Consider the following 12,371-nt stretch of genomic DNA (forward strand, 5'->3'; position numbering starts at 1 on the left):
AGCCCTGAAAAGCGGCGGCGCCCGACTGAGGTACAATTTTCGCCCCTGTCCCGTCCCCGGCGGGCATGTTCTTCGCACCGGCCTCGCTGGCCGGCATCATTCTTGGCGGGGGAATCATGAGCTACCCAACCATCCCTTCCGGCGCGGACCTGGCCAGCCAGTTGCCCGTCCAGCATTATTTCGACCCGGACATCCTGGCACGGGAACGCCAGCAGATCTTCGCCCGCAGCGCGCGCTACGTCGGGCATGAACAGATGGTGCCGGAGCCCGGAGACTGGCGCACGCTGGTCCACGAAGGTGGCGGACGCGTGCTATTGCGCGACCGCCACGACGTGCGCCTGTTGTCCAACGTGTGCCGCCACCGCCAGGCGCTGATGCTGGGCAGCCAGAACGGCCGCGACGCTGCCTGCGCATCCGGCAACCTGTGCCAGACCGGCGGACGCATCCTGTGCCCGGTGCATCACTGGAGCTACGACACCCAGGGCAAGCTGCTTGACGCCCCCCTGTTTTCGGACCCGCCGCAGGCCCGGCTGGCCGATTTTCCGCTGCACCGCTACCACGGACTGCTCTTCGAAGGCGAACGCCACCCCGGGCAGGATCTGGACAGCCTGTTCGCACGCCCGGAATTCGACTTCAGCGGCTACCAGCTCGACCACGTCGAAGTCCACACCTGCCGCTACAACTGGAAGACCTTCATCGAAGTCTACCTGGAGGACTATCACGTCGGCCCCTTCCACCCGGGCCTGGGGCAGTTCGTGACCTGCGACGACCTGAGCTGGGAATTCGGTGAATTCCACAGTATGCAGAAAGTCGGCGTGCACCAGGCCCTGGGGCAGCCGGGCACGGATATCTACCGCCAATGGCACGACCGGCTGCTGCACTACCGGTCGGGGTCGGCGCCGGACTTCGGCGCGATCTGGGTGACGTACTTCCCCACCCATATGATCGAGCTCTACCCGCATGTGCTGGTGCTATCGACCCTGCATCCGGTCAGCCCCCAGGAAACGGTCAACGTCATCGAGTTCTACTACCCCGAGGAAATCGTCGCCTTCGAACGCGAATTCATCGAGGCGCAACGGGCCGCCTACATGGAAACGGCCGATGAGGACGACGAGATCGGCGAACGGATGGATGCCGGCCGCCGCGCCCTGATGGAACGCGGCGCCAGCGAATGCGGCCCCTACCAAAGTCCGCTGGAAGACGGAATGGCGCATTTCCACGCCTGGTACCGGCGCCTGATGACGTAGGCCGTCGTCACGAGACTCCATGGAAAACAGGCCCCGCTTCGCCTGCCGGGGCCTGCTCAATCACGCATGGACGGAACTCAGCGACCGCGCGCGACCGGCCGGTCAGGGTCGCTGCACCATTCGCTCCATGAGCCGGGATACAGGGCCGACCCACGCAAACCGGCCAGTTCCATGGCGAACACATTGTGACAGGCCGTAATGCCCGAGCCGCACTGATGCACGATACCGTGATCCAGGCGACCGCCCAGCAGGGACTCGAATTCCTGACGCAGGCGGGCCGGGGATTTGAAACGGCCATCAGGGTCCACATTCTGCACGAAAGGTCGATTCAGAGCCCCCGGGATATGCCCGCCGACGGGATCCATGGGTTCGACCTCGCCGCTGAAGCGTTCGGGCGCCCGGGCATCCAGCACCGTGAAACGGGGCTCGTCCAGATTGGCCAGTACCGCCCGAGCGTCCACCACCGGCATGGACGGCTGCCCGGTCAGCGCCAGGCCCTGCAGGGCCTGGGCCTCGCTGACGGAAGCCGTCCGCGGGCCGGTTTCGACGGCTCCGCCCAGCGCCTGCCAGGCGGCCCAGCCGCCATCGAGCACCGCCACGGATTCATGCCCCAGCCAGCGCAGCATCCACCACAGATGAGCGGCGAACATGCTGTTGCCCGCATCGTAGACCACGACGTCGGACCGCGCCGTCAGGCCCTGCGCCCGCAGCAGGGCGGCGAAATCGGCCCGATCAGGCAGGGGGTGGCGGCCATTGCGGCCGGTGCGCGGCGCGCATAGCTGGGTTTCATGATCCAGGTACAAAGCGCCCGGAATATGGCCGGCCTCGTAGGCGCGGCGGCCCGCCTGGTGATCCCCCAGATCGTGGCGCACATCGAATACCAGGCAGCCCGGACGGCTCAGACGATCACGCAATGCTTCAGCCTGAATCAATAAGTCGGTCATGATGGGTTTACCTCCTTGGTCTGCTGGGTTCCTGCGGGCAGGCGGTTGCCGCCCCGCAAGGTACGGGATTCCATATGCGTGCGCCACACCGACAACAGGCCCGAACCGATGATCAGCGCCATGCCCGCCCAGGCGAGCGGGGCGGGTCGATCACCCCAGAACAGGATACCGATCAGCGCGGCAAAGATGATGGTGGTGTACTGCAGGGCGGCCGTCAACAGGGTAGACCCCAGGCCGAAGGCGCGCGTCATGGTCAACTGCCCCACCAGGCCGGCCAGCCCCAGTCCGCCCAGGGCCAGGAGCGCCAGGGGATCGGACGTGCGCCACCCCTGCACGCCGATGCCGACCACGCCGCTGATGCACACGCCGACGGAAAACAGCAGCACGGTGCGCCATTCCGGCTCACCGATCTGACCCAATTGGCGAATCTGCATCATGGCGATGGCGGCGAGACCGCCCGCCCCCAGACCCATCACGGCGGCGAGCCATTGGTCATGTTCGACGCTGGGCCGCAGAATGCCCAGCACCCCCAGGAAACCCGCCAGCACCGCCAGGACGCGGACGGGGTCGCGCTGGGCGCCGCCGAAGAACATCAGCCAGCCCGCGATGAACAGCGGCGCGGTGTAATTCAGGCTAATGGCCGTGGGCAGGGCCAGCTGCGACAGGGCGAAGAAACCCAGCCACATGGAGGCGATCCCGCTGAGATTGCGCCAGAAGTGCAGGCGCCAACTGGAGGGGCGGATGGTGCGGCGCGTGGACCGGGCCCAGAAGAACAGCAACAGGACCGACGGAATGCCGCGAAACAGCACGATCTCGGGCAAGGTGGCGCCCAGGTCGGCCGCGACCTTGACGAAGGCACCCATCATGGCGAACATCGCACAGGCCAGCAGCATCCACAAGGACTGCATGTTTGTCACCACAACGGGATACAGTTCTCAAAGCCGATACTATACACTTTGGGCACACCAAAACCGACTCGCGGAGCCGTCCCCCATATGAAGCGCATCATCCTGTTTCTCGCCACCAACATGGCCGTCATGCTGGTGCTCAGCATCACCATGAACCTGCTGGGCGTGGGCCGCTACCTGACGGCCAACGGCATCGACCCGGCCCAGCTGCTGATCTTCGCGGCCATCATCGGCTTCGGCGGTTCCTTCATCTCGCTGCTGATGAGCAAATGGATGGCCAAGACCAGCACGGGCGCGCACGTCATCGATCCCCAGGCGCCGCGCAATCAGCGCGAGGCCTGGCTGGTGGACACCGTGCACCAGTTGGCCGACCGCGCCGGCATCGGCCGGCCGGAAGTCGCCATCTACGAAGGCGCTCCCAACGCCTTCGCCACCGGCGCCTTCCGCAACGATTCCATGGTGGCGGTCTCCACGGGCCTGCTGTCCTCCATGACCGAAGAGGAAGTCACCGCCGTCCTGGGGCACGAAATCGCGCACATCGCCAATGGCGACATGATCACGCTGACCCTGATCCAGGGCGTGGTCAACACCTTCGTCATCTTCCTCTCGCGCCTGGTGGGCTATTTCATCGACCGCGCCATCCTGAAGAACGAACGCGGCGTGGGCATGGGCTACTACGCCAGCGTTTTCATCTGTGAAATCCTGTTCGGCGTCATCGCCTCGATCATCGTGGCCTGGTTTTCCCGCCAGCGCGAATATCGGGCGGACGCGGGTTCCGCCCACCTGCTGGGCTCCCGCGAACCGATGATCCACGCCCTGGCCCGGCTGGGCGGCGTCGATGCCGGCGAACTGCCGAAATCCTTCCAGGCGGCCGGAATCGCGGGCGGATCGCTGAGCGCCCTGTTCGCCTCGCACCCGCCCATCGAACAGCGCATCGAGGCCCTGCGCCGCCAGCAGGCCTGATTTTCCTCGCCCGGCATGAAAGAATTCCAGGTCATCATCGCCTTCAGCGGCTTCATCGCCCTGCTGCTGTGGGGCGTGCACATGGTGCAGACCGGGGTGCAGCGGGCCTTTGGCAAGACCCTGGGCATGTGGATGGGCCGAGCCATGGGGTCCTTGCCGCGCGCCTTCGGCACGGGCCTGCTGATCACGGCCGCCATCCAGAGCAGCACCGCCACCGGCCTGATGATTGCCGGCTTCGCCATGGACGGGCTGGTATCCCTGGTGCCGGGCCTGGCCGCCATGCTGGGCGCCAACGTCGGCACGACGCTGATCGTGCAGGCGCTGTCCTTCAACCCGACGGCCCTGGCGCCCGGCCTGGTGCTGATCGGCGTCTGGATGTTCCGCCACTACGCGCCCGGGCGCACCCGCGACCTGGGGCGGGCCGCCATCGGTCTGGGCCTGCTGCTGCTGTCCCTGAACGAGCTGGTCTCGATGTTCGAGCCGCTGAAAAGCGCCCCCATGCTGGGCACTGCGCTGGACGCCCTGGGCGACGCCCCGCTGTTGGCTTTGCTGGCCAGCACGGCGCTCACCTGGGCATCCCATTCCAGCGTGGCCGTGGTGGTGCTCATCATGTCGCTGGCCCATCACGGGCTGGCCGATCCCGCGCTGGCCTACACCCTGGTGCTGGGCGCCAATCTGGGCACGGCCATCAATCCGGTCCTGGAAGGCGGCCACGACGGCAACCCGGCATCCCGCCGCCTGCCGATGGGCAATCTGGGCACCCGGGTCGCCGGCTGCCTGCTGGGCATGGCCCTGCTGCCCTGGTCGCACGACATCATGCAAGTCATGGGCGATGACCCCGCCCATGGCGTGGCCAACTTCCACCTGGTTTTCAACCTGATCGTGGCAGCCTGCTTCATGCCTGCATTGCGGCCCTACGCCCATATGCTGCAGCGCCTGCTGCCGCAACGCAGCAACCCCGACGACCCGGCCCGCCCCCGCTACCTGGACGAATCCGCCCGCGAGGTCCCGGCCGTGGCTCTGGGCCAGGCCGCCCGCGAATCCCTGCGGCTCACGGATCTGCTGCGCGAATCCCTGCAATTGACGCAACGCGCCCTGCTGCAGGACGACAGCCAGGCCATGGGCCGCGCCCGCTATCTGAATGGCGCCATCGGCCAGCTGGACCAGTCCGTGACCACCTATCTGGCCACGCTGGACCAGGAAAGCCTCAGCCCGGACGACGAGCAATATCTGAAAGTCATCCTGAGCTTTTCGATGAATATCGCCCATGCCGCCAGCGTCTCGGGCATGGGGCTGCTGGGCCACGCCGGCCGCCTGCACAAGAAACACTGGGCGCTGGACACCGAACAGCAGGCCGAACTGGCCGACACGCTGGACCGCCTGCAACGCAATCTGCGCCAGGCGGCATCGCTGTTCGTCTCCGGCGACCGCCAGGTTGCCCGCAATCTGGCCTTCGAGAAAGAGTATTTCCGCGACCTCGAATCCAAGGCCGCCGACCGGCACCTGGAACGCATCAAGACCGGCCACCTGGACGCCGCCGACGTCGGCGCGTTTTACCTGGAAGTCCTGCGCGACGCGGGCGGCGTCAATGCCTATCTGGTCAATGCCGCCGCCTATCCGATCCTGGCGCGCCACGGCGAGCTGCGCCCCAACCGGTTGCGCGACGCGGGCTGACGCCGCCCCGTCGACGCGCCCGGGGCGATATCAATGCGCCTCGCCCCAATCGCGTCCGACGCCGACTTCCGCCACCAGAGGCACGGCCAGTTCGGCGACCCCGGCCATCAGCCGCGGCACCCGCTCGCGCAGGAGATCGAGCTCTTCAGGCACGGCATCGAACACCAGTTCATCGTGCACCTGCATCACCATCAGACTGCGCAGATCTTCCGCGGACATCCAGTCCTGCACGGCGACCATGGCCATCTTGATCAGATCCGCCGCCGTCCCCTGCATGGGGGCGTTGATGGCGGCGCGCTCCGCGGCAGCCGCCCTGGGGCCCTTGGCGCCCGCCAGATCGGGGAAATACAGGCGCCGCCCGAAGACGGTTTCCACATAACCCTGCTCCCGCGCCTGGCGGCGGATGCGGTCCATGTAGTCCGCCACGCCCGGATAACGCATGAAATACCGGTCGATATAGGATTTGGCCGCCGCGCGGGTGATGCCCAGGTTGGACGCCAGGCCGAATTCCCCCATGCCATAGATCAGGCCGAAATTGATGGCCTTGGCCGCCCGGCGGTGTTCGGCATCGACCTGGTCCGGAGCCACGCCAAAGACCTCGGCCGCCGTGGCGCGGTGAATGTCTTCGCCTTCGGCGAAAGCCCGGCGCAGATTAGCATCGCCCGACACATGCGCCATGACCCGCAATTCGATCTGCGAATAGTCCGCCGAGACGATGCTGCCCAGCGAGGACACGAAGGCGGAACGCACCCGCCGGCCTTCGGCGGTGCGCACCGGAATGTTCTGCAGATTGGGATCCGACGAGGCCAGGCGCCCTGTAATGACGGCGGCCTGGGCATACCGCGTATGCACCCGCCCCGTGCGCGGATCGATCATGCGCGGTAATTTGTCGGTATAGGTGGATTTCAGCTTGGCGATGCCCCGGTAGTCCAGCAACAGGCGGGGCAAGGGGTAGTCGGCCGCCAGCCGCGTCAGGACATCTTCATCCGTGGACGGCGCCCCGCCGGCCGTCTTGCGCAGCACAGGCAACTGCATCTGCGTGAACAGGATCTCGCCCAGCTGCTTGGGCGAGTTCAGATTGAAGGGTTGGCCCGCCAGGGCATGCGCCTGGGACTCCAGGTCGATCATCTGCTGGCCCAGCTCATGGCTCTGACGGGCCAGCGCCTGGGCGTCGATGGCCACGCCGTTGCGCTCGATGCGCGTCAGCACGTCCGACGTCCGGATCTCCAGTTCGTAGGTCCGCAGCAGGCCCGGATGCTCCTGCACCTGCGGCAGCAGCACCTGATGCAGGCGCAGGGTGAAGTCGGCGTCCTCGGCTGCGTAATGCGCCGCGCGTTCCAGATCGACCTCGTCGAAGCCGATCTGGCGGGCGCCCTTGCCGCACAGGTCTTCATAGGTGGTCCCGGTCACCCCCAGCCACTGGATGCAGAGGTCCTGCAGGTTGACCCGCCGGTGCGACTGCAGCACATAGGCCTGCAGCATGGTGTCGTGCCGCACGCCGCGCAGGACCAGGCCTTCGTTGGCGAACACATGGGCATCGTACTTGGCGTGATGCAACAGCTTGGGAGCGGCCGCATCCTCGATCCAGGGCCGCAACTGGTCCAGCACCCAGGCGCGATCCAGCTGGTCGGGGGTGCCGGGCGCGCGATGACCGACCGGAATATAGGCGGCATGGCCCGGTTCAATCGCCACCGACAGGCCGACCAGGCGCGCCGCCATGGGGTCCAGGCTGGTGGTTTCGGTATCCAGGGCGACCAGGGGCGCCGCGCGCAGCCGGGCCAGCCATTGGGCGAAATGATCCTGATCCAGGATGGTTTCATAGCGCATCTGGTCAGGCGCCGGAGGCGTCGCCTCGGGCTGCGCGGCCCGGGCATCCTGCTGCGGGATGCGATCCGGGTCGCCGGTGACTTCACGCAGCCAGGACCGGAAGCCATAGGCCTCGTACAGGCGGGTCAGGACGGACTGGTCCGGCGAGCGCAAGGCCATGCGGGTGACGGCGTAGTCGGATGGCAGGTCGCAGTCCAGCTTGATCGTCAACAATTCGCGGGTCATGGGGAAATGGGCGGCGGCCTGGCGCAGATTGGCCCCCGCGACCCCCTTGATCTGTTCCGCCTGCGCCACCAGCGCATCGATGCTGCCGTATTCGTTCAGCCATTTGGCGGCGGTCTTGGGGCCGACCTTGTCCACCCCGGGCACATTGTCCACCGTGTCGCCCGTCAGCATCAGATAATCGATGATGCGTTCCGGCGGCACGCCGAACTTGCGGATCACGCCGTCGCGGTCCTGGCGGTCGCCCGACATGGTGTTGATCAGTTCGACCTGATCGTTCACCAATTGGGCCAGATCCTTGTCGCCGGTCGAAATAATGGTATAAAAGTCGTTTTCGGCCGCCTGGCGCGCCAGTGTGCCGATGACATCGTCGGCCTCGACGCCGGGTGTCACAATCACAGTCCAGCCCAGCGCCGCCGCCGCTTCGTGAATGGCAGGAATCTGGGCCCGCAGGTCTTCGGGCATGGATGGCCGGTTGGCCTTGTACTGCGGGTACAGCTGTTCCCTGAACGACCCCCCGGGGGCGTCAAAGACGCAGGCGCCGTACTGCGCTGTATCCTTGTAATCGGACATCAGCCTTCGTAACATGGAGATGACGCCGTACAAGGCACCTGTGGGTTCGCCCTGCGCGTTGCGCAAATCAGGCATCGCATGATAAGCGCGGTACAGATAGCTGGACCCATCGACAAGCAACAAGGTTTTTTTCATGACAAACAACAAGACAAAACGGGTCTCGGCAGAACAACAGATTCCCACGATTATTGCAGAGATGCGCAATGCCGCCATCGCTTTTCAGAAAATAGGCCTTGGCGTCAGCGTTTTCGGCAGCGCCCGCATCCCGCGCGGCCACCCCTTTTACGAACTGGGCCAGGAAGTAGGCGCCCGCATCGCGCAACTGGGCGTGCCGGTCATCGCGGGCGGCGGGCCGGGCCTGATGGAAGCCGCCAACCGGGGGGCCTTCGAAGCCGGCGGACGCAGTGTCGGGCTGAACATCCGCCTGCCCCGGGAAAACGCCGACAATCCCTATCAAACCGATAGCCTGCACTTCGAATACTTCAATTCGCGCAAGGCCTCGTTCTTCATGCACAGCCTGGCCTACGTCGTGCTCCCCGGCGGCTTCGGCACCCTGGATGAACTGTTCGAAGCCATCACGCTGGTCCAGACCCTGAAGCAGCCGCCCGCCCCCATCATTCTGATCGGCACGGAGTTCTGGTCGGGCCTGATCGATTGGGTCCGCGACCAGCTGGTCGCCAATGGCACGGTCAGCCCCTTCGACGTCGATCTGCTCACCGTCACCGACGATCTGGACGAAGTCATCCGCCAGATCCAGGATGCCGTCCAGATCGAACCCAGCCGCGAACCCGTCCTGCCCGAATAAGCCCCCTCTACGGGTAATGCTTGATGCGGCTGTGCCGCGACCTGAGTTAACATCACGCCTTGTTACCGCCGGGCAGCTACTCAGATCCCGGCCCCACAGGAGAATCACCCGATGAAAACGACTTTGCTTGGCGCCGCGCTGCTGATCGCAGCCGGTCTGATTCCCGCCGCCAGTTCGGCGGCCGATGCCCAGGAACTCAAAATCGCGACTGAGGCCGGCTATCCCCCATTCGAATACCGCAATCCGAACGGTCAACTCGAAGGCTTCGACATCGACATCGGCAACGAACTGTGCAAACGCCTGCAGCGCAAGTGCGTCTGGATCGACCAGTCCTTCGACGGCCTGATCCCCGGTCTGCAGGCCCGCAAGTTCGACCTGGCCAATTCCACCATGACGGCCACCGAAGCCCGCAAGAAGGTCATCGACTTTTCGACGCCGATGTATATCGTGCCGGTCAAGCTGATGGTCAAGAAAGGCAGCGGGCTGGAACCCACCGCCGAATCCCTGAAAGGCAAACGCGTGGGCGTGCAGCAAGGCACCACCATGGAAACCTATGCCCGCAAATACTGGGCGCCCAAAGGCGTGACCGTGGTGTCCTACCCCAGCTACACCAACGCCTACGTGGACGTCACCGCCGGCCGCCTGGATGCGACCTTCCAGGAAGCCCAGAGCGCGGTCGAGGGCTTTCTCAGCAAGCCCGAGGGCGCCAGCTATGAACTGGCGCAGATGACGCTGGACGACCCGATCCTGAACGACCCCATCGCCATGGGCCTGCGCAAGGGCAACAAACTGAAGGCCGACGTGGACAAGGTCCTGAAGGCCATGCTGGCCGACGGCACCCTGCAGGGTTTCGCGAAGAAATACTTCGCCGAAGGCCTGATCCAGTTCCCCGCCCAATAATCCGGCCTGCGGCATGCCGCAGGCCCTGACCGCCCGGACGGCCCTTGCGGCCCCGCACCACCGGGCGGTCTTCATTCCCGATCGTTTTCCATGTTTCTGAACGGCTACGGCCCCCTGTTGCTGGCAGGGACCTGGGTCACCATCCAGCTCGCCTTGCTGTCCCTGCTGGTTGCCCTGGCCCTGGGCCTGCTGGGCGCCTGGGCAAAATTGTCCGAATCCTGGGGCGCCCGCCTGCTGGCGACCGCCTACACCACGCTGATCCGGGGCGTCCCCGATCTGGTGCTGATGCTGCTGATTTTTTTCAGCCTGCAGATCTACCTGAACAACTTCACCGATCTGCTGGGTCTGGAGCCCATCGACATCGACCCCTTCGGCGCCGGCGTGCTGACCCTGGGTTTCATCTATGGCGCCTACTTCGCCGAAACCTTCCGCGGCGCCTTCATGGCGGTGCCTCACGGCCAACTGGAAGCCGCAACCGCCTACGGCATGCGTGAATTCCAGGTCTTTCGACGGGTGCTGTTCCCGCAGATGATGCGCCATGCCCTGCCCGGCATCGGCAACAACTGGCAGGTCCTGCTGAAATCGACGGCCCTGGTGTCCCTCATCGGACTGTCCGATCTGGTCAAGGTCGCCCAGGATGCCGGCAACGTCACCTTCCGGGTGTTTCTCTTCATCAGCCTCACCGGCCTGATCTACCTGGCGCTGACCACGGTGTCCAACGGGGTGCTGTACTGGCTGGACAAGCGCTACAGCGTGGGCGTCCGAGAGGTGTCCCTATGATGGACGTGCTGGATCAATTCTGGCGGGCTTACCTGTACGCCAGCAACGGCAGCCTGTCGGGCATGGCGATCACCCTGTGGCTGCTGGTGCTGTCGGTGTCCATGGGGTTCTTCATTTCCATCTTCCTGGCCGTGGCCCGGGTGTCGTCGCGCCGCTGGCTGTCGATCCCCCTGTGGGCGTTCAGCTATGTCTTCCGGGGCACGCCGCTGTACGTGCAGATCCTGTTCATCTACGCCGGCATCTACAGCCTGGACTTCGTCAAGGGCACGCCCAGCCTGGCGGCATTCTTCCAGAACGGCTTCAACTGCCTGGTCGTGGCCCTGACCCTGAACACGGTCGCCTACACGACGGAAATCTTCGCGGGCGCCATCCGCGCCACCGGCGCCGGCGAAATCGAAGCCGCCCGCGCCTACGGCATGACGCGCTTCGCCCTGTACCGCCGGGTGATCCTGCCCTCGGCGCTGCGCCGGGCGCTGCCCGCCTACAGCAACGAGGTCATCCTGATGCTGCACGCCACATCCCTGGCCTTCACCGCCACGGTCCCCGACATTCTGAAGGTCGCCCGGGATGCCAATTCCGCGACCTACCAGACTTTCGCGTCCTACGGGATTGCCGCCCTGCTCTACCTGGGGCTGTCGTTTACCCTGATCGGACTGTTCCGCTGGTATGAACGCCGTACACTGGCCTACTTGGGCCTCCATCGATAACATCCATGTCCAAACTCGACGTACTCAACATCCACAAGCGCTACGGTGACAACGAGGTCCTGAAAGGCGTCTCCCTGCAGGCCAATGCCGGCGACGTGATCTGCATCCTGGGCTCCAGCGGCTCGGGCAAATCCACCTTTCTGCGCTGCATCAACTTCCTGGAAAAGCCCAACCAGGGCTCCGTGTCGCTGAACGGCGAATTGCTGAAGATCACGCACGACAAGCATGGCGAACCCCATGCCGCGGATCTGGACCAGCTGCGCCGCCTGCGCTCGAAGCTTGCCATGGTGTTCCAGCACTTCAATCTGTGGGCGCACATGAACGTCCTGGGCAACGTGATCGAAGCGCCCATCCAGGTGCTGAAGCTCAGCCGAGCCGAAGCCACCGAACGCGCCCGCCACTATCTGGCCAAGGTCGGCCTGGACCCCAAGGTCGAAACACAGTATCCGTCCTCGCTATCCGGCGGCCAGCAGCAGCGTGTGGCCATCGCCCGCGCACTGGCCATGGAACCGGAAGTCATGCTGTTCGACGAGCCCACGTCCGCGCTGGACCCGGAACTGGTGGGCGAAGTCCTCAAGGTCATGCAGAAACTGGCCGAGGAAGGCCGCACCATGCTGGTCGTGACCCACGAAATGGGGTTCGCCCGCAACCTGGCGTCCCACGTCATGTTCCTGCACAAGGGCGTGGCGGAAGAAACCGGCGCTCCCGCCGACATCTTCGACAATCCGCAAAGCCCCCGGCTGCGGCAGTTTTTGTCGGGCAACCTGAAGTAAGGCAGCGTCCGCGCCGCGCATCCCGCAGCGGGCGCGGGATCGGGGAAA

The 12,371-nt window shown here is 65.3% G+C and carries 11 protein-coding genes; 8 read left to right on the top strand and 3 right to left on the bottom strand.

From position 1 onward, the window contains the following. The first annotated feature begins 116 nt into the window (after positions 1-116). On the top strand, positions 117-1,247 hold the full coding sequence (locus WBG56_RS03990; RefSeq protein ID WP_424265467.1) for an aromatic ring-hydroxylating oxygenase subunit alpha: 1,131 nt from the start codon (positions 117-119) through the stop codon (positions 1,245-1,247). A 77-nt stretch (positions 1,248-1,324) separates the two neighbouring features. Here WBG56_RS03990 and WBG56_RS03995 read toward each other — a convergent pair whose 3' ends face one another. Then, the gene (locus WBG56_RS03995) at positions 1,325-2,191 is read right to left on the bottom strand and encodes a sulfurtransferase (RefSeq protein WP_424265469.1); all 867 of its coding nucleotides are present in this window, start codon (positions 2,189-2,191) and stop codon (positions 1,325-1,327) included. Continuing rightward, on the bottom strand, positions 2,188-3,099 hold the full coding sequence (locus WBG56_RS04000; protein ID WP_424265471.1) for a DMT family transporter: 912 nt from the start codon (positions 3,097-3,099) through the stop codon (positions 2,188-2,190). The genes WBG56_RS03995 and WBG56_RS04000 overlap by 4 nt, the downstream gene beginning before the upstream one ends. Before the next feature lie 87 nt (positions 3,100-3,186). Here WBG56_RS04000 and htpX point away from each other — a divergent pair, with 87 nt between their 5' ends. Next, positions 3,187-4,062: a protease HtpX gene (gene htpX, locus WBG56_RS04005; protein WP_424265473.1), complete on the top strand. Its 876-nt coding sequence runs from the start codon at positions 3,187-3,189 to the stop codon at positions 4,060-4,062. Positions 4,063-4,077: 15 nt separating this feature from the next. Then, positions 4,078-5,736, top strand: coding sequence for a Na/Pi cotransporter family protein (locus WBG56_RS04010; RefSeq protein ID WP_424265475.1), 1,659 nt, complete (start codon positions 4,078-4,080; stop codon positions 5,734-5,736). 30 nt (positions 5,737-5,766) lie between these two features. On the opposite strand, the gene polA is transcribed toward WBG56_RS04010, so the two are convergent. Beyond that, entirely contained in the window at positions 5,767-8,493 is a 2,727-nt protein-coding gene (gene polA / locus WBG56_RS04015; RefSeq protein WP_424265477.1) for a DNA polymerase I, read from the bottom strand. Here polA and WBG56_RS04020 point away from each other — a divergent pair. The 5 genes from WBG56_RS04020 to WBG56_RS04040 all read left to right on the top strand — a co-directional run bounded on the left by WBG56_RS04020 (position 8,492) and on the right by WBG56_RS04040 (position 12,323). Beyond that, positions 8,492-9,163, top strand: a complete 672-nt coding sequence (locus tag WBG56_RS04020; protein ID WP_424265479.1) for a TIGR00730 family Rossman fold protein — start codon at positions 8,492-8,494, stop codon at positions 9,161-9,163. The two genes, polA and WBG56_RS04020, sit on opposite strands and share 2 nt — an antisense overlap. Positions 9,164-9,274: 111 nt before the next feature. Then, positions 9,275-10,063 carry a transporter substrate-binding domain-containing protein gene (locus WBG56_RS04025; protein ID WP_424265481.1) on the top strand — a complete coding sequence of 263 codons (789 nt, stop codon included), beginning with the start codon at positions 9,275-9,277 and terminating at the stop codon, positions 10,061-10,063. Positions 10,064-10,153: 90 nt separating this feature from the next. Continuing rightward, positions 10,154-10,843, top strand: coding sequence for an ABC transporter permease (locus tag WBG56_RS04030; RefSeq protein WP_424265483.1), 690 nt, complete (start codon positions 10,154-10,156; stop codon positions 10,841-10,843). After that, positions 10,840-11,550, top strand: a complete 711-nt coding sequence (gene hisM / locus WBG56_RS04035; protein ID WP_424265485.1) for a histidine ABC transporter permease HisM — start codon at positions 10,840-10,842, stop codon at positions 11,548-11,550. Before WBG56_RS04030 ends, hisM begins: the two co-directional genes overlap by 4 nt. A gap of 5 nt (positions 11,551-11,555) precedes the next feature. After that, positions 11,556-12,323, top strand: a complete 768-nt coding sequence (locus tag WBG56_RS04040) for an ABC transporter ATP-binding protein (RefSeq protein ID WP_424265487.1) — start codon at positions 11,556-11,558, stop codon at positions 12,321-12,323. Positions 12,324-12,371: the final 48 nt, after the last annotated feature.

The sequence above is a fragment of the Castellaniella sp. genome, from assembly GCF_049671645.1.
Classification (GTDB): Bacteria; Pseudomonadota; Gammaproteobacteria; order Burkholderiales; family Burkholderiaceae_B; genus Castellaniella.